Annotated in this window: 16 protein-coding genes; 2 read left to right on the top strand and 14 right to left on the bottom strand. The window is 33.5% G+C overall.

Annotated features, from left to right (window positions below; translation table 11 throughout):
* Positions 1–67 precede the first annotated feature (67 nt).
* Entirely contained in the window at positions 68–2,917 is a 2,850-nt protein-coding gene (gene gcvP / locus OZP10_RS06360) for an aminomethyl-transferring glycine dehydrogenase (RefSeq protein ID WP_281633958.1), read from the bottom strand.
* Between the two features lie 196 nt (positions 2,918–3,113).
* Here gcvP and OZP10_RS06355 point away from each other — a divergent pair, with 196 nt between their 5' ends.
* A complete protein-coding gene (locus OZP10_RS06355) occupies positions 3,114–3,926 on the top strand; it encodes a UbiA prenyltransferase family protein (RefSeq protein WP_281633957.1) in 813 nt (270 codons plus the stop codon).
* A 361-nt stretch (positions 3,927–4,287) separates the two neighbouring features.
* Here the strand turns inward: OZP10_RS06355 and OZP10_RS06350 are convergent, their stop codons facing one another.
* The 7 genes from OZP10_RS06350 to OZP10_RS06320 form a co-directional block, all read right to left on the bottom strand.
* Positions 4,288–4,683, bottom strand: a complete 396-nt coding sequence (locus tag OZP10_RS06350) for a DUF1090 family protein (RefSeq protein WP_281633956.1) — start codon at positions 4,681–4,683, stop codon at positions 4,288–4,290.
* Between the two features lie 66 nt (positions 4,684–4,749).
* Positions 4,750–5,205, bottom strand: a complete 456-nt coding sequence (locus tag OZP10_RS06345; RefSeq protein WP_281633955.1) for an SRPBCC family protein — start codon at positions 5,203–5,205, stop codon at positions 4,750–4,752.
* Between the two features lie 202 nt (positions 5,206–5,407).
* Entirely contained in the window at positions 5,408–6,313 is a 906-nt protein-coding gene (locus OZP10_RS06340) for a TIGR01777 family oxidoreductase (protein ID WP_281633954.1), read from the bottom strand.
* A gap of 80 nt (positions 6,314–6,393) precedes the next feature.
* Positions 6,394–6,780: a hypothetical protein gene (locus OZP10_RS06335; RefSeq protein ID WP_066033505.1), complete on the bottom strand. Its 387-nt coding sequence runs from the start codon at positions 6,778–6,780 to the stop codon at positions 6,394–6,396.
* Between the two features lie 12 nt (positions 6,781–6,792).
* Positions 6,793–7,146: a hypothetical protein gene (locus OZP10_RS06330; protein ID WP_281633953.1), complete on the bottom strand. Its 354-nt coding sequence runs from the start codon at positions 7,144–7,146 to the stop codon at positions 6,793–6,795.
* A 19-nt stretch (positions 7,147–7,165) separates the two neighbouring features.
* On the bottom strand, positions 7,166–7,903 hold the full coding sequence (locus tag OZP10_RS06325) for a YqjF family protein (RefSeq protein ID WP_281633952.1): 738 nt from the start codon (positions 7,901–7,903) through the stop codon (positions 7,166–7,168).
* A gap of 60 nt (positions 7,904–7,963) precedes the next feature.
* The gene (locus tag OZP10_RS06320; RefSeq protein WP_281633951.1) at positions 7,964–8,467 is read right to left on the bottom strand and encodes a GbsR/MarR family transcriptional regulator; all 504 of its coding nucleotides are present in this window, start codon (positions 8,465–8,467) and stop codon (positions 7,964–7,966) included.
* A gap of 138 nt (positions 8,468–8,605) precedes the next feature.
* Between OZP10_RS06320 and OZP10_RS06315 the strand changes: the two genes are divergently transcribed.
* Complete coding sequence (locus tag OZP10_RS06315; RefSeq protein ID WP_281633950.1) at positions 8,606–9,868, top strand: cation:proton antiporter; 1,263 nt, start codon at positions 8,606–8,608, stop codon at positions 9,866–9,868.
* Positions 9,869–9,969: 101 nt separating this feature from the next.
* Here the strand turns inward: OZP10_RS06315 and OZP10_RS06310 are convergent, their stop codons facing one another.
* From OZP10_RS06310 to OZP10_RS06285, 6 genes are all read right to left on the bottom strand, one after another.
* Entirely contained in the window at positions 9,970–10,629 is a 660-nt protein-coding gene (locus OZP10_RS06310) for a SanA/YdcF family protein (protein ID WP_281633949.1), read from the bottom strand.
* A gap of 127 nt (positions 10,630–10,756) precedes the next feature.
* Positions 10,757–12,784 (bottom strand): M3 family metallopeptidase, encoded by a 2,028-nt coding sequence (locus OZP10_RS06305; protein ID WP_281633948.1) that lies wholly within the window; start codon positions 12,782–12,784, stop codon positions 10,757–10,759.
* A 100-nt stretch (positions 12,785–12,884) separates the two neighbouring features.
* Entirely contained in the window at positions 12,885–13,370 is a 486-nt protein-coding gene (gene purE, locus OZP10_RS06300) for a 5-(carboxyamino)imidazole ribonucleotide mutase (protein WP_129747982.1), read from the bottom strand.
* 97 nt (positions 13,371–13,467) lie between these two features.
* A complete protein-coding gene (locus OZP10_RS06295; protein ID WP_281633947.1) occupies positions 13,468–14,619 on the bottom strand; it encodes a 5-(carboxyamino)imidazole ribonucleotide synthase in 1,152 nt (383 codons plus the stop codon).
* Between the two features lie 242 nt (positions 14,620–14,861).
* Positions 14,862–15,413, bottom strand: a complete 552-nt coding sequence (locus OZP10_RS06290) for a HEAT-like fold family protein (protein WP_281633946.1) — start codon at positions 15,411–15,413, stop codon at positions 14,862–14,864.
* Between the two features lie 23 nt (positions 15,414–15,436).
* On the bottom strand, positions 15,437–17,527 hold the full coding sequence (locus tag OZP10_RS06285; RefSeq protein WP_281633945.1) for a TonB-dependent receptor: 2,091 nt from the start codon (positions 17,525–17,527) through the stop codon (positions 15,437–15,439).
* Between the last annotated feature and the right edge of the window lie 31 nt (positions 17,528–17,558).

The raw sequence follows: 17,558 nt of genomic DNA, 5'->3' as shown, positions 1-17,558 counted from the left end.
AACAAAAAAATAAACCCGACAAGTTTTTAAACCTGTCGGGTTTGGATATTTATAAGAAAACTAAATTTTAGCTTTCCATGTAAGCTTCAATAGGAGCACAGCTACAAACTAAATTTCTATCACCATAAGCATCATCTACACGACGAACAGATGGCCAGAATTTATTATCTGCAATGTATTCTAATGGATAAGCCGCTTTTTCTCTTGAATAAGGGAAATCCCAAGAATCAGCAGTTAACATTGCTAATGTATGAGGTGCATTTTTCAATACATTGTTTTTGTCATCAGCAGTTGCTGCTTCAATCTCTTTTCTGATTGAGATAAGTGCATCACAAAAACGATCTAATTCAGCTAAATCTTCAGATTCAGTTGGCTCGATCATTAAAGTTCCAGCAACTGGGAAAGAAACCGTTGGAGCGTGGAAACCGTAATCCATTAAACGTTTTGCGATATCACCCACTTCAATTCCGTTTTCTTTAAATGCACGGCAATCTAAAATCATTTCGTGAGCAGCTCTTCCGCATTCTCCAGTGTAAAGAATTGGGTAGTGTCCTTCAAAACGAGATTTCATATAGTTCGCATTCAAGATTGCGTGTTCTGTAGCACTTTTTAATCCTTCAGCTCCCATCATTGTGATGTAACCGTAAGAGATTAAACATACTAAAGCAGATCCGTAAGGTGCAGATGAAATTGCTGTAATTGCTTGTTCACCACCTACTTTTAAGATTGGATTTGTTGGCAAGAACGGAACTAATTTTTCATTCACACAGATTGGTCCAACTCCAGGTCCACCGCCACCGTGAGGAATAGCGAATGTTTTGTGTAAGTTTAAGTGACAAACGTCAGCGCCAATTGTAGCAGGATTTGTTAATCCAACTTGTGCGTTCATGTTTGCACCATCCATATATACTAATCCGCCGTTATCGTGGATTAATTTAGTGATTTCAATAATTGAAGATTCGAAAACTCCGTGAGTAGAAGGATACGTTACCATTAAACAAGATAAATCATCTTTGTGCTCAATCGCTTTTTCTCTTAAATCTTCTACGTCAATATTTCCTTCTGGAGTCGTTTTCGTAACAATGATTTTCATTCCAGCCATCGCTGCAGAAGCAGGATTTGTTCCGTGAGCCGATGAAGGAATCAAACATACATTACGGTGACCTTCATTTCTTGACATGTGGTAAGCACGAATAGCCATTAAACCAGCGTACTCTCCTTGAGCTCCTGAGTTTGGCTGTAAAGTTGTTCCAGCGAAACCAGTGATTACATTTAATTGCTGCTCTAATTTTTTAAGCATTGTAATGTAACCTTCAGCTTGCTCTACTGGTGCAAACGGGTGAATGCTGTTCCAGTTTGGCATTGAAAGAGGCAACATTTCTGAAGCTGCGTTTAATTTCATCGTACAAGAACCTAATGAAATCATCGAATGATTTAATGATAAATCTTTACGCTCTAATTTTTTGATGTAACGCATCAATTGACTTTCTGAATGATGATTATTGAAAACATCATGCGTTAAGAAAGAAGATGTTCTTTCTAATGAATCTGGCAATTGAGTAGTTTCAGTTAATTCAGAAACCGTAACAGTTTCTTTTCCTAAAGCCTCAGCAAAAATCGCAACGATTTGGTTAATGTCTGCAACAGAAGTTGTTTCGTTTAATGAAATCGAAACGGAGTCAGCATCAGGGTAGAAGAAGTTTACTTTGTTATTCTCCGCAACTGCTTTTACTTTTTGAGCATCCGCTTTTACTAAGATAGTATCAAAGTAAGCAGTATTTGTTTGGTATACGCCTAATTTATTTAAAGCTTCAGCAGTAGTGACTGCAGAGGCGTGAACTTTGTTTGCAATGTATTTTAATCCTTCTGGGCCGTGGTAAACCGCGTACATTCCAGCCATAACTGCTAATAAAACCTGAGCAGTACAAATGTTAGAAGTTGCTTTTTCGCGTTTAATGTGTTGCTCACGAGTTCCTAAAGCCATACGTAAAGCACGGTTTCCATTAACATCAATAGAAACTCCGATGATACGGCCCGGCATAGAACGTTTGTATTCTTCTTTAGTTGCAAAAAAAGCAGCGTGAGGACCACCATAACCCATTGGTACACCAAAACGTTGTGAAGTTCCAACCACTACTGCAGCACCCATTTCTCCTGGAGAAGTTAAGGTTGCTAATGATAAAATATCAGCAGCAAAGGCAACTTTGATTTCATTTTCTTTTGCTTTAGCAACAAAAGCGCTGTAATCGTTTACTTGACCGTATTTTCCTGGGTATTGTAAAATAGCTCCAAAGAATTCATTTGAAAAATCAAATGTTTCATGATTTCCAACAACTAATTCAATTCCAATTGGAGTTGAACGTGTTTGAAGTACAGATAAAGTCTGAGGTAAAATTTCTTCAGAAACGAAGAATTTATGTGTATTGTTTTTCTTTTGATCTCTCGTACGAACGTCAAATAATAACGCCATAGCTTCTGCAGCAGCAGTTCCTTCATCTAGTAAAGAGGCATTGGCAATTTCCATTCCTGTTAACTCAATAACAGTAGTCTGAAAATTTAAAATAGCTTCTAGACGACCTTGAGCAATTTCTGCTTGGTAAGGCGTGTAAGCTGTATACCATCCTGGGTTTTCGAAAATATTTCTCTGAATTGGAGCCGGAACGATAGTTGGGTGATAACCCAAACCAATGTATGATTTAAATGTTCTGTTTTTCTTTCCTAATTCGCGAATATGATTTGCATATTCGAATTCTGTCATAGCAGGATCTAAATTCAAAGGTGCTTTTAAACGAATGTCATCTGGAAGGGTTTCATAAACAAGTCGCTCGATTGAGTCAACTCCAATAGTTTTCAGCATATGCTGAAGATCAGTTTCTCTTGGACCAATGTGTCTTAAAGCAAAAGCATCTGTTTTCATGTAGCTATCTAAGTTTTTTTAATTAATGTGTTCGTACACCATTTTATGGTACGAATCACATTTAAAAGTAAATGTGTTGTTTTTTTGTGGCGCAAAATTAAGTATTATTACTAATTTAATAGGTATTTTTAACTTCATTTTTTATCAAATTTATAATCAAAGACTTGGTTTGTTAATAAAATATTAGATTTGAGGTATGATAGTATCAAAACGCATCTTAGATTTTTATCTAAATAGCAGTATTCATGTGGCTTTATCGTGTTACGCTCTTGTGCGAATTACGTTTCATGTATTTCATATTCAATATGATGAGCCGATGGCACTTTTTGTTTTTTTTGGCACAATTGTAGGATATAATTTCGTAAAATATGATGCGCTGGTTCGCGTAAAGAAAAATCAAATAGGAACGCAGCTAAAAATTATAGCTGTTTTGAGTTTTATTTCGCTTATTTTGGTTGGGTATTATTTTTTCCATTTAAAGCGAATTACGCAAATTGTCTCCGTTGGAATTTTTGCCATAACTGCACTTTATACATTACCATTTTTTCCAAACCGAAAAAATGCCAGGAATTGGGCTGGCGTAAAAATTTATATTGTAGCGCTTTGTTGGGTTGGTGCAACTTTGGTTTTACCTCTCATAAATGCCGAAATTCCATTTACAACAGATTTCTTTATCAAATGTATTCAGCGATTTATATTGGTTTTTGTGTTGATTTTGGTTTTTGAGATTCTGGATCTCGCAAATGATGATCCGCATCTTCAAACCGTTCCACAGACAATAGGGGTAAAGAAAACCAAGATTTTAGGATTTTTGTTATTAATCCCATTTTGGTTTTTAGAAGTTTTTATTTCAACATTCAATTATCACGATGCGATTATAAATCTTATCATGGTCATTATGCTGATGTTGTTTATTGCATTTGCCAATCCAAATCGTTCCAAATATTATACTTCTTTTTGGGTAGAAAGTGTACCGATTTTTTGGTGGCTGATGATTCTTTTTCTATAAAAATATTTAGGGCGTGCCCCCGATAATACAAGCGGGCAAAATTACTTTGCGCTTATTCGCCCGCCTGCATTATCGGGGTCGGGCTATCCGCGCTACTTCGGTAGCCAGCTCCTATCCCTCACGCAACCGTAAAACGAGAAGATTCATTTTCAAAAGAAAATTTTATGAATTATTAAATTTTGGGTTGCCTCCAGCTTTAGCTGGAGGTAAGAGAACTCTTCAATAAGGGCTTTAGCCAAATGCGAAAGTTCGGCTAAAGCCAAGAAACAATCTGTCATAATTTATCCTCCAGCTAAAGCTGTAAGCAATTAAAATGTTTTTTTGAAATCTGCTCAAATCTGCAAAATCTGCGTGAGAAAAATTATTTCGTTTTCTGTTCCGCCAAAGCTTTATTCAAATCTGCTTTTGCCTCATTTAGTTTTTTCCTTTTTTTGTCGATTTTTTCTTTGCTTTCATTGTCTTTAATAGCCTTATTCAACTCGGCTGTTCTTTCATTTACTTCTTGCTGTTTCTCTTTAACCTTTTTGTCAAGATCTTTATTTACTGTTTTAGTAGTGCAGTTTTTCTTGGTTTGCGCAATAGCCTCTTCAATGCCTTTTATCTGATTTTGATTTCCAGCTTTTTTTGCGGCAGCTAGTTTTGTGTTTAATTCACATAATTTTCTTTCGCATCCTTTTAAAGTGGTGCAATTACTTTGAGAAAATCCAACAAAAGAAATGGTAAAAAGAAGTAAAGTTAATATCGTTTTCACTTTCATAAGTATATTTTTTGATTTGTAATTAATTCGTTTTGAGAATAATACTTATAAAGTTAAATAAATTATCTAAACGTACTTCTCTGAAACCAATTTTAAAATTTTATTTCTTTCCAAAAGAAAATTCGTCAAATGTTTTTTCAAAAACAAAACATCAAACAATTTTCCAAATATCCCAAACGGAGTTTCATATTGCAATTTATCTTTCATGATTGTAACGCCATTTTCTTCTTCAAAAAAATGTTCATGTTTGAAGGTTTTGAATTTGCCTTTTTCCATTTCATCTACAAAACAATCATAAAAATTCATTGCAGTAATTCGGCTTTTGTGAGTGATGTAAAATCCAAAATGTTTGCCGCGCCAGGTTACTGTTTCTCCAAAATTTATTAAACCAGATGTTATTCCAGCAATCGCTTTTTCTTTTGAAGGACTAGCAGATTGTTGGTGAATATCGATATTCCTTGAGACATCAAAAGCGATTTGTTTTGAGGCTTTTATTTCGGTCGTGAGCTTTATTGTTGTCATTAAGTTTAAGTTTAGTTTTCCACAATCTTGTCATTTCGACGAAGGAGACCCTAGCGATAGCGAACAGACGAAGTAAATCTCCACAATTAACTCCGCTCCAATAAGCTAATCTTTTTCAAGCTTCTTGCGAAGATTTGCTTCGCCTATTCGCTATCGCTAGGGTCTCCTTCGTCGAAATAATAAAACTGCGTGAATTTGGGTTCTAAATTAAATCTCGCAAAGCCTCGTCAATATCCCCAAACTTAAACACAAACCCATTTTCCAAAAGTCTTTTTGGAATCACATTCCTGCTTTTTAAAACCAATTCAGTTTCTGTTCGAATAAAGAAAGATCCAATTTCAAGAAAGAATTTGCTCAACGGAATTCCAAAAGGAAAACCAACAGCTTTTCGAAGTTTTTCCATAAAATCAACATTGCGAATTGGAGTAGGAGAAACAATATTGATAACGCCAGATATTTCTTTTTCAATTATAAAATCAACAGCATTCACAAAATCTTCTTCGTGAATCCAGCTTACAAACTGATTACCGCTTCCTTGTTTTCCTCCAAAACCCATTTTTGTCAAAGTCTTTAACGGAACAAAAGCACCGCCATTTTTGCCTAAAACAATTGAAGTTCGCAAAGCTGTTTTTAAAGTCTTTGGAGTTTCGGTTTTAAAGAATGCTTTTTCCCAAGAAAGCGCCACATTTATAGAAAAATCATTTCCGATTTCGCCGTCTATTTCATCCATTTGTTTGTCAAGTGAAAATCGGTAAATAGTTGCTGTTGAAGAATTCAGCCAATGTTTAGGAGGATTTTTACAATTCAAAACCGCTTTATTTAAGACTTTTGTACTGTCAATTCGTGACCAAAGAATCTCTTTTTTGTTCTCTTTCGTATAACGGCAATCAACAGATTTTCCTGCGAGATTGATTAAAACGGTTGCATTTTCTAATTCCTTCTCCCAGCCAGTAAAAGTTCTGGCATTCCAGTTCACATATTTAATTCCGTCAATTGTTTTAGATTTTCCTCGGGTGAGAATTACAATTTCTTCAAATTTATTTTTGAAATGATTAACTAAAACTTGTCCAAGAAAACCAGTTCCAGATGCGATTATAAGTTTGTTCATCTTGAGAGTTTTTTAGCCACGAATTCACGAATTTTTAAAATTATAATTCGTGAATTTGTGGTAAATTATAAAATAAATGATTAAGCTTTAAAAACTAATCTTTCTTCTCGTTGAGCTTCTTTAGCTTTTCTTTTTCCTCTAAAAAAGAAATACAAATTAAAGAACAACATAATACCAAGATAAATAGAAAATCCGCCGATTTTATAACTCAGTCTTTCAATTAATTCCTGATAACTGTCTTGATTTAATTGAAGTTCCAAAATCATTAATGCAAAACCAATATTTAAAAGATAGAATCCAGTTTCAAAAAGTTTGTTCGTCGCTTCAGCAATTTCCTCGCGGCCTTTAAATATATCTAACATAAAGATTTTTCCGTTTTTGAAAAGGGTTTTAGAAACATAATAAGTTAAAAATAAAGCGACCGGTAAATAAATTCCGTAACCAATTAAGATTTTTGTAGTTTCCATAATATTTGAATTTTAGTTGTTGTGAATTATTTTTTTAGCGTATTTGGTTATAATTAAAATGTTGAGGTAATGCAGAATTGAGATAATAAAAATTATGACAGCTGTTTTGATACAGAGTATTTCGACCAATTGAGGCGAAGAAATAATTTTTTGCCAGGAAATTAAAGTCATTGCACAATAGCCAATGTTTAAAAGGTAATAGGCTAAAAGTAAAACCTGATTAATTTTTTGGCAGAGATCGGCGTGATTTGGAATTAGTTCTAAAACAAAAATATTTCCGTTTTTGTAGCAGATTTTCCCAACTTTTAGGATAATGAAAATGGTTATGCTGAGGTAAATAAAATACCCAATGATATTAAAATTCATGATTTCCCAATTTATGAGGTTAATACATCTCTTTCAGAACAGGAGGCATTTGTAATTTCCTTTTGTTCTTCACTGTAATTTTTGAGCCTTGAGCTAAGAAAACTGAAGTTGGTTTTTGAGTTTGAAGGAATCCAAAATCACTTCCATAATTTTTTTCGAAATCAATATCAATTTTATGATTTACAACTTCAAATTGTTCCCATCTCGGATGTGTCACTTCATATTCAAAAGTGGTTTCTTCATCGATTTTTGTATACCCGAAGTAATGCTCTGTAATGAATTCAGCTTCAGAATCGATTTCGATTATGCTTAAATCTTTTTTGGTTTCAATTTCGATTGTATTCCATTCTTTGTCATTTTTCCATTGATAGATAAAAGTATTCGTGTTTTGATTTTCTATTATTTCATGTCTCATTTTCTGAGTTTCATAATGTTCTTGATACAAAGTATTGGCGATAAAAGTGATGGCTTTTTTAGGAACAATTTCTTTAATGAAAACTACACCACGTTTCCATTCACCGTTTTCAAGACGTTTTACATAAAATCTCAGATTCACTTCTTCAAAATCGATATGAAACGGAACTTTCAATCCTAAAACTTTGGTGTTTTTAAACATAAATCCAACTAGACTGACATAACATTTGTTGTCCCAAATATCGATCTCAGTTCCTGCAGGAAGATATTTTTCTAAGATTTCAGCATCAATTTCATAATTGACAAGTGCTAAGTTTTTCCATTCTGCTTTTAAGAAGTTCATATAAATTGTTTTTAAAATTTTAAACTTTCAGAAAAAAATGAAAGTTTGGATTAAATTTTTTTATTTCATCATTTTCATGACTAATTTACCTAGCCAGTTATCATTGAATTCAGTCATTTTGTCTAACATATTATCTGCTTTCAAAACAAAATCGTATAATTTGGTGGTTTGATCTACAAAGTGTTTTTCTTCTGGTGAATCTTTCGCTTCAATTGTCGAAACTTCTTTTAAGATTTTAAGCGTTGGTTTAATTTCTCTTTTACTTCTTTCTCTGGAAATTTTAACTGCTAATTCGTCTAAATCTTTTTCTGCGGTGAAAAATTCTTTTCTTTCCCCAGCTTTAAATTCTTTATAGACAATTCCCCAATCCATTAAACTTCTTAAATTCATGCTTGCATTTCCTCGAGAAATTTGCAATTCTTCCATAATGTCTTCCATAGAAATAGGTTCGTTTGAAACCATCAATAAAGCGTGGATCTGTGCCATTGTTTTATTAATGCCCCATTGAGAACCTAATGCTCCCCAAGTTTGAACGAACTTATTTTTTGCTTCTTTGAATTCCATGAAACAAATGTATGTAAAAGTTTTTAAACTTTCAAAAATAATTGAAACATATTTAACGAATAATAAAGTTATGTTAATTCAACGCAGGAAATTTTTGATTAAATAATGGTACAGTTATTTTTGTAAAAATCACAATTTATGGAATTATACTACACATTTTCGGTGCTAATTGTATTGGCATCTTTCTTCGCCTATTTGAATTTAAGATTTTTAAAACTTCCTGGAACCATCGGAATCATGATTATTGCCATGTTGGTTTCAGTCGGAATTCGTCTTTTGGGAGATTCTTATTTTCCAGCAACTACTAAGCATTTTTTCGATCTGATAAAAGAATTTGACTTCAACGAAATCCTAATGGGAGCCATGTTGAATTTTCTTTTATTCGCTGGAGCATTGCACGTAAATATGGCTGATCTGAAAGAACAAAAAGTGCCTATTATGATTTATTCTACAGTAAGTGTTGTTTTATCAGCTTTGATAATTTCGATGCTTCTTTTTTATATCGCGCCACTTTTAGGGATAAAAATACCTTACATATTTTGTTTAGTTTTTGGAACTTTAATTTCTCCAACGGATCCAATTGTGGTCTTAGGAGTTTTAAAAGAAGCAAAAGTTCCAAAAAGAATAGAAACTAAAATTGTTGGGGAATCATTGTTTAATGATGGAGTAGCAGTAGTAATGTTTGCTGTTGTTCTAAAAATGGCTACCGATCCAACATTTGATGCAACTTTTAGCTCAATATCTTTGTTGTTTATAGAAGAAGGAATCGGCGGACTTTTATTAGGAGCGGTTTTCGGATTTACAGCGTCTAAGGTGATGAAGAAAATTGACGATTATAAAGTTTCTGTTCTTATAACACTTTCTATTGTAACAGGTGGTTTTTTGGTAGCGCAGGCTTTACACGTTTCGAGTCCGCTTGCAATGGTTGTTGCCGGTTTAATTATTGGAAATTATGGTAAAAAAGTAGCTATGAGTGAAGTGACCAAAGATTATTTGGGGAAATTCTGGGAACTTATTGATGAGATTCTAAATGCGGTTTTATTCTTATTTATAGGTTTTGAATTGTTGTTGCTTCCAAATTTAGACAAACAGTTATTGACAGGTATTGTTGCCATTTTTATTGTGCTGTTTTCAAGATTAACTTCAATAGTTTTACCATGGAAATTCTTTGACATCTTTAAGTTCTTCGGAATCAAATCAGCCTATAATAAAGGTTCTTTGATGGTTTTGGTTTGGGGAGGAATCCGTGGTGGAGTTTCAATTGCGTTAGTTCTTTCAATGCCAGAAAGTGAATATAAAAACTTGTTGCTTGAGGTAACTTATATTGTTGTTTTATTCTCAATTGTAGTTCAAGGATTAACTGTTGGGAAATTAGCTAATAGGGTTTTGGAGAAAGAGTAAGATTTAGAAATGGAAACAAGAACAAAGAAGCAAGATTTTTATTCTTTGTCATTAAAGTTTTAATTAAAAACCCTGCAGATTTTTTTGCAGGGTTTTTGTTTTTATCGTTTATCTTCTTTAGAATAATTAGATTCTCCATTAATATTAATTTCTCCGCCTAGAAAATGAGGTTCACGATTTCGCAAAACATCAAAAAAGGATTTGAAAGTCGAAAGATATTCTCTAAAACGAACATAATTATATCCAAGATATTCTCCTTTATTAGCAGAATATCCAGCTGATTTTATGCCCAATTTATTTCCAATATAAATGGCGCGATTTAAATGATATTCTTGTGAAATTAAAGTTGCTTTTTTAATCTTAAAAATATGTTTGGCGCGATACATTGTTGAATACGTATCAAATCCTGCATAATCAATAAAAATTTTTGTGGTGTCAACGCCATGATTGTAACAATAATTTTTCATTACTGTCAATTCATCATATTCGTCACGACCATTATCTCCAGAAAGCAGAATTTTATTGATACGTTTTGCTTTCCAAAGCATAATTCCTGCATCTAAACGATCTTTTAAATATTTGCTTGGCTGATTTCCATTAATTCCTGCGCCAAAAATAATTCCGACATCATTTTTTGGAAATTTTTTTATGGAATAATAAATGTTCTTTTTAGTCGAAGATTTAACATAATAGTTTACCGAAACAATGGCAATCAATCCGATAATTGAAAGATAAAGCACTATTTTAAAATATTTTTTCATGGCTTGTATTTGTAAGATAAGATTTAAAAATACGAAGGTAGTTAAAGTAAAATCAAATAAAAAACCGAAGTATTTCTACTTCGGTTTTAAAATTTAATTCTCTAAGAGACTTAGTATCTTAGAAGCTTTATAACAATCCAGCTCTTTTCAATAAAGCTTCTGGTTTCGGTTCTTGGCCTCTAAAGCGTTTGTATAAAATCATTGGGTGTTCTGTTCCTCCTTTTGAAAGTACATTGTCTTTGAATTTTTTAGCGATTTCTTCATTGAAAATTCCGTTCTCATGGAAATATTCGAAAGCATCCGCATCTAAAACTTCTGCCCATTTGTAGCTGTAATATCCAGAAGAATATCCACCTTGAAAAATATGTGAAAAAGCGGTACTCATCGCGTTTTCTTTTACGTCTGGATACAATTGTGTGTTGGCGAATTGTTCTGTTTCGAAAGCTTTTAAGTCAGTGATATTATTTGGATCTTGTCCATGCCAAGCCATATCTAATAACCCAAAACTTAATTGGCGTAAAGTTGCCAAACCTTCCTGAAAACTTGCACTTTCTTTAATTTTTTGAACATACTCAATCGGAATGATTTCTCCCGTTTCATAATGATTCGCAAATAAAGCCAAAGCTTCTGGCTCGTAACACCAGTTTTCCATAATCTGACTTGGTAATTCTACAAAATCCCAGTAAACAGAAGTTCCTGATAAACTTGGATAAACCGTGTCAGCCAACATTCCGTGTAATCCGTGCCCGAATTCGTGGAATAAAGTTGTGACTTCATTAAAAGTTAATAATGAAGGTTTTGTTTCGGTTGGTTTTGTAAAATTACAAACGTTGGAAATATGTGGTCTTTCGTTTACGCCATCTTTTACATATTGTGATTTGAATGAAGTCATCCAAGCGCCGTTTCTTTTTCCTTTTCTTGGGAAGAAATCAGCATAGAAAATTGAAACTAAATTGTTGTTTGCATCTTTTACTTCATAAGTGGTAACTTCTTCGTGGTATTTATCAATGTCAAAAACCTCTGTAAAAGTTAAGCCGTATAATTTTTTGGCAACTGTAAACGCGCCGTCTAAAACTTTTTCTAATTGAAAATATGGTTTAAGCTTTTCATCATCTAAATTAAAAAGCTGTTGTTTTAATTTTTCAGAATAATACGCTCCGTCCCATTTTTCTAATTGCTCAATTCCGTCTAGTTCTTTCGCGAAAGCAGTTAATTCAGCAAATTCTTTTTGAGCTGCTGGTTTTGCTTTTGCTAATAAATCATTCAGGAAAGAAAAAACTTTCTCTGGACTTTCGGCCATTCTTTCTTCCAGAACAAAATGTGCGTGCGTTTTGTAACCTAATAAATTGGCTCTTTCATGACGAAGTTTCGCAATTTTCAGAACGTTTTCTTCATTGTTGAATTCGTTATTTTGAAATGCTTTTGCTCCAAACGCAATTGCCATTTTTTTACGCAATTCGCGATTGTCAGCATAAGTCAAAAACGGAACGTAACTTGGATAATCTAAAGTGAAAATCCAGCCTTCTTTTTCCTGATTTTTTGCTAATAATCTAGCTGCTTCGATTGTTCCTTCTGGCAAACCTGATAAATCTTTTTCATCAGTTAAATGTAATTCGAAGTTGTTGGTTTCAGCCAAAACATTTTCGCCAAATTGTAAACTCAATTTCGATAATTCTTTGTCGATTTCTCTTAATTGGTTTTTCTTATCTTCTGGCAAATTGGCTCCGTTTCTCGAGAAGCTTTTGTATTTTTTATCTAATAAAGTTGTTTGTTCAGGATTTAAACCTAAACTTTCTTTTTGATCGTAAACCGCTTTTACTTTCGCAAATAAATCGGCATTTAAGCGAATGTCATTTCCAAATTCTGAAAGTAAAGGCGAAACTTCCTGAGCAATTTTCTGCATTTCGTCATTCGTTTCAGCCGAATTTAAATTGAAGAAAATACTAGAAAGACGATCTAAAATATCACCGGAAAAATCCATCGCGACAATGGTGTTTTCAAAAGTCGGTGCATCTGAATTGTTTACTATTGCATCTATTTCGGCCTTAGCCAAAGCAATTCCTTCATTGAAAGCAGGAACGTAATCTTCGATTTTTATCTGCGAAAAAGGTGCTGTGTTATGTCTGGTATTGAAATATTGTGTTAAGATGCTCATAATAGCGTTTTTTAAAAGTAGTCAGTGGTCAGTTTTTTAGTATTCAGTTCTCATAAAGACAACTAGTGAACACTAAAAAACTGACCACTGATTACTAAATTTATTTATTAAGACTTTCAGCCGCTTTATTAACTGCAGCTTTTAATTCTTCTTTATAAGAAATAATAGTGTCTAAAACTTTTTTATCGTGGCTTCCGATGATTTGTGCTGCTAAAATTCCGGCATTTTTTGCTCCGTTCAAAGCTACAGTTGCAACAGGAACTCCGCCCGGCATTTGGAGAATCGATAAAACAGAATCCCAGCCATCAATCGAATTGCTTGATTTTACAGGAACTCCAATTACAGGAAGCGGTGACATTGAAGCTACCATTCCAGGTAAATGCGCCGCACCGCCCGCTCCAGCAATAATTACCGAAATCCCGCGAGTATGCGCATTTTTACTGAAATCGAATAATTTTTCTGGCGTTCTGTGTGCCGAAACGATATCTACTTCAACTTCTACATTAAATTGTTTTAATATGTCGATTGCATCTTGCATAACTGGCATGTCGGAGATGCTTCCCATTATAATAGCTACTTTGCTCATGTTTTTTATTTGTTTCAAATTTTAAGTTTCAGGTTTCAAGTTATTCCTGATACTTAAAAAATATTATAGTTTTAAACTGTAAACTGACCACTAAAAATTACTGACCACTAATCACTTTAATAGTGTTTTTCACTTCCTGTGCAATTCTTCTCGCCTCAGCCATATTTTCATTTACGATTGTCACGTGACCCATTTTTCTGAAAGGACGCGTTTGTTTTTTACCGTAGATATGTGGCGTAACGCCATCCCATCCTAAAATGGTTTCGATGTTTTCATAAATAACATTTCCAGAATGACCTTCTGCACCCACTAAATTTACCATAATTCCGGCAACTTTGCTATCTGTGTTTCCTAACGGAAGATCTAAAATCGCACGTAAGTGATTTTCGAATTGTGAAGTATAACTTGCTTCAATAGAATAATGACCAGAATTGTGTGGGCGAGGAGCAACTTCGTTTACTAAAATTTCGTCGTCCTGAGTTTGGAACATTTCAACAGCCAAAAGACCAACGTGGTTAAAGTTCTCTGAAACTTGTAAAGCAATCGCTCTGGCTTTTTCAGCAACTTTATCATCGATTCTTGCTGGACAAATTACATATTCAACTTGGTTTGCTTCTGGATGAAATTCCATTTCGACAACCGGATAGGTTTTCATCTCTCTTGATGGATTTCTAACCACAATTACCGCCAATTCGTTTTTGAACGGAACCATAGTTTCGGCAATGCATTCTACATTTGGAAGATTATCTAAATCTGAAACTTCGCGAACTATTTTCACACCATTTCCATCATAACCAAATTCGGTACATTTCCATACAAAAGGTAATTTTAGATCGTTGATTTTAGATTTTAGACTTTCTAAATTTTCAAATCTTTCGAATGGTGCGGTTGGGATATTGTTTTTAGCGTAAAATTCTTTTTGAACGCCTTTATTCTGAATTCCTTTTAAGGTTTTTGGAGATGGATATATTTTTAAACCTTCGTTTTCTAATTGTGTTAAAGCTTCAAGGTTTACCAATTCGATTTCAAAAGTTAGAACATCGACTTGTTTTCCGAAATTATAAACCGTTTCATAGTCCATTAAATCGCCTTGAAAGAATTTGTTGCAGGCAATTTTACTCGGCGCTTCGTCGCTTGGATCTAGAACGTAAGTTTGTATGTCAAATTTTCTGGTGTCGAACAAAAGCATTTTGCCTAATTGTCCGCCACCTAATATTCCTAATTTAAAATCAGAAGAAAAATAATTCATTTTGTGTTGTGTTTTTGCAAAGATACTTTTTAATCTTTTTTTAGCCAAAATTTAGTTTTTTCTGCCACAGATTAAAAGGATTAGAAAGGATTTTTTTTGTCTGCCACGAATTACACAAATTTTCACAAATTATTTTTTTTTCAATCTAACTTTAAAAATTAGTGCGAATTCGTGTAATTCGTGGCAAAAAGACAGAAATGGAAAATCTTTTTTAATTCTTTTAATCTGTGGCTAAAAAAAAACTACTTTATTTTCTTCAAAACTTCTTTGGCAACGGCTTTGTAGGCTGCGGAATGATCTCCGAAATCTTTGTCGATTATGACTTTTAACTCGGGATGAATCCAGTCGTAGTAATTTCCTAGTATATATAAAGTGCGAATAGAGTAGGCTTTTGTGGCGACTTTGGTGTCATTAATCAGCCAATCAAAAGAGGCTTCAATACAATCTTGAAGATTTTCTTCAGAAAGCTGAATTCCGTTTTCGTTTTTCTTATAATGCGATTTTACTAAAAGTTGTGTCACTTTTGCAATCGGACGCATGGAACTTTCGTCTTTTAAAATTTTCAAATTCGAACAGAAAAAATCAAGATGTGGTTGTAGCCAAAGCAATTCTTCGTACGAAACAAATTCTAAAATCCAGCAGGCTTTATGATTGTTTTTATCTTCTGGTGAAAAGCAAATCGAAACCAATTCACTAAAAAGCGATGGGTTTTCTAAAACATCCTGCGCTGCTTTTAGACGATTTTCTCTATAAGCATTAACATAATCCAATTTTTTTTGCAATTCAGATGGCATTGTTTTTTGTATTTAGTACAATGCTAAAATAAGTAATTTAATGAGATAATTCCGTAATAGTTTATAGGCAATCCTGGATAATAGAATCGTGGTTGTGCATTTCCAACTCCGGTTGCATTGGTCAAAATCATGGAAGCGTATTTTTCGTTTGTAACATTATTAATTCCTGCATCGAGATGCGCTTTTAATCCAGACAAAATTTCAAATTGATAACCTGTTTTTAAATTTAGTAAAGAATAAGAATCTGAAAAATTGGTATTTGAATCATTCATCGGAATTTTATCTGTGAATTGAAAATCGGCTGAAAAATAAAAACCTGAATTGGTATTCAAATTAAAACCAGTACTTGCAGTATTGGCAGGAACTCCAGTTAGTTTGTTTCCTGAATAATCATTTCCGTTGTCGACAAATTCTTTGAATTCATAATTCCCGATGGAAGCGCCGACATAAGAGTTTAAATTGAAAATCCGATTTATCGGACAATTGTGATTTAACGAAATTTCGATTCCTTCATGAAAGGTTTTCCCAGCATTTACGCCTTCGTATTGATCATCGCCAATTCTCTTGGCAACTAATAAATCTTTAATTTCCATTCGGTAAATGGCAATTTGGGCGTACAATTTTTTGTTGAAAAAATGCAATTTTCCGCCCAATTCAAAATTATAACCTGTTTCTGGTTTAATGTCTGAATTGATATTTCCCGTGCTTGTTAAAGTCTCTTCAGTTGCAGGAAGAGAAAATCCTCGGCTTACAGAGAAGTAAAAAGTCTGAATTTCATTTGGCTTAAATAAAAATGAAAGTTGAGGCGAAAAAATGCCATCATAACTATAATGCTCCACTGGATTATTTGCGGAAGGGGAAAAATCATTCTGAAGTTCAAATTTGGTCTTATTATAATTTAAACCTGCCTGAAGTTCAAAATGTTCCGAAAGTAAAGTTCTGATTTGCGAAAAAATGTTGTAAAAACGCCTTTTCTGATTGGTTGCCGTAAGTTGATCGCCTTGCAAACTTCCATTTCCATTATTTTGCAGATAGAGATTTTGAAAAGTATTTCCGCTATAATTATCTCTGAAATATTCCAGTCCAGTAATAAATTGATTTTTGATTTTTCCAATATTGAAATCTCCAGAAAACTGTGTTCTCACGCCCGAAGCAAAAGTATATTGGCGCAAAATATCAAAAGGTCGTGGTTCGTTGCTGTCTTTATAATTGATGAAAATTGAAGTTGAATTATTTAAATGATCATTAATTTTAAAATCATAAGCCAATCCGCCCAAAGTCGATTTGTATTCTTTAAATCCTTTTGAAGCCACCCAAGTTGGTGCACCCGCTTGTGGATTATTTTCGAAAGTGGTTTTGTTGATTGAACTCGGAATATAAGCTTTCAAATAAGTATAATTGGAGAAATAGGTCAGTTTGCTGTTTTTCTTTCTGAATAATTCTCCACCAAGCGTAATTCCTTCACGATTGTAGTCGCTATTTTCACGCCAGCCATTTGTTTTTAAATTGTGATAACTCAGATTTAAAGAAGCATTTTTTTCATTCAAATTAAAACCAACTCTGTTTTTCAATAATCCAAAAGAGCCGAAAACAGAACTTACTTCAGTTTGATAATTTCCGTTATTAAATGTTTCTGGCGAGATCAAAATCGCACCGCCTAAACCTGCGCCGTAAATACTCGAAAGCGGTCCTTTTATAACTTCAACTTGATCGATATTTTGAAGATCAATATCGTCAATTACGGTTTCACTATTCCCAGAAGTCAATGGAATTCTTCCATAAAAAGCTCTGATTTTATTGGTTCCGTATGGAGTTCTAGCACCAATTCCGCGAATCGAAATTCGGGTTGTAGTAATGTTTGACGATTGCATAAAAACACCCGGAATCGTATTGATTACATTGCTGATGTCAGTTGTATTATTTCGAAGTAATTCTTTTTCAGATAAAATACCAATTGAAGTGGGGCTGTTCTGCAAATCTCGATTAATATGAAGTGGACTTATTAAAACTTCGTTTAGTTTTTGAGTTTTGGTAGAATCAATATTTTCTTGTGCTGAAATATTTTTAGAAATAAAAAGAATCAAAAGAAAAAGAAAACATTTTTGAAAAGGCATAAATGAGCGGAGTTAAAAGTGCGTTTTTATT

It is taken from the genome of Flavobacterium luteolum, from assembly GCF_027111275.1.
GTDB classification, from domain to species: domain Bacteria; phylum Bacteroidota; class Bacteroidia; order Flavobacteriales; family Flavobacteriaceae; genus Flavobacterium; species Flavobacterium luteolum.
The sequence above is the reverse complement of the archived record's forward strand: the minus strand, read 5'-3'. Positions and strand labels throughout refer to the sequence as shown.

Excerpts from the sequence above, each read along its gene's own strand:
- gcvP (WP_281633958.1), bottom strand. The coding sequence starts at position 2,917 with ATGAAAACAGATGCTTTTGCTTTAAGACACATTGGTCCAAGAGAAACT.
- OZP10_RS06355 (WP_281633957.1), top strand. The coding sequence starts at position 3,114 with ATGATAGTATCAAAACGCATCTTAGATTTTTATCTAAATAGCAGTATT.
- OZP10_RS06350 (WP_281633956.1), bottom strand. The coding sequence starts at position 4,683 with ATGAAAGTGAAAACGATATTAACTTTACTTCTTTTTACCATTTCTTTT.
- OZP10_RS06345 (WP_281633955.1), bottom strand. The coding sequence starts at position 5,205 with ATGACAACAATAAAGCTCACGACCGAAATAAAAGCCTCAAAACAAATC.
- OZP10_RS06340 (WP_281633954.1), bottom strand. The coding sequence starts at position 6,313 with ATGAACAAACTTATAATCGCATCTGGAACTGGTTTTCTTGGACAAGTT.
- OZP10_RS06335 (WP_066033505.1), bottom strand. The coding sequence starts at position 6,780 with ATGGAAACTACAAAAATCTTAATTGGTTACGGAATTTATTTACCGGTC.
- OZP10_RS06330 (WP_281633953.1), bottom strand. The coding sequence starts at position 7,146 with ATGAATTTTAATATCATTGGGTATTTTATTTACCTCAGCATAACCATT.
- OZP10_RS06325 (WP_281633952.1), bottom strand. The coding sequence starts at position 7,903 with ATGAACTTCTTAAAAGCAGAATGGAAAAACTTAGCACTTGTCAATTAT.
- OZP10_RS06320 (WP_281633951.1), bottom strand. The coding sequence starts at position 8,467 with ATGGAATTCAAAGAAGCAAAAAATAAGTTCGTTCAAACTTGGGGAGCA.
- OZP10_RS06315 (WP_281633950.1), top strand. The coding sequence starts at position 8,606 with ATGGAATTATACTACACATTTTCGGTGCTAATTGTATTGGCATCTTTC.
- OZP10_RS06310 (WP_281633949.1), bottom strand. The coding sequence starts at position 10,629 with ATGAAAAAATATTTTAAAATAGTGCTTTATCTTTCAATTATCGGATTG.
- OZP10_RS06305 (WP_281633948.1), bottom strand. The coding sequence starts at position 12,784 with ATGAGCATCTTAACACAATATTTCAATACCAGACATAACACAGCACCT.
- purE (WP_129747982.1), bottom strand. The coding sequence starts at position 13,370 with ATGAGCAAAGTAGCTATTATAATGGGAAGCATCTCCGACATGCCAGTT.
- OZP10_RS06295 (WP_281633947.1), bottom strand. The coding sequence starts at position 14,619 with ATGAATTATTTTTCTTCTGATTTTAAATTAGGAATATTAGGTGGCGGA.
- OZP10_RS06290 (WP_281633946.1), bottom strand. The coding sequence starts at position 15,413 with ATGCCATCTGAATTGCAAAAAAAATTGGATTATGTTAATGCTTATAGA.
- OZP10_RS06285 (WP_281633945.1), bottom strand. The coding sequence starts at position 17,527 with ATGCCTTTTCAAAAATGTTTTCTTTTTCTTTTGATTCTTTTTATTTCT.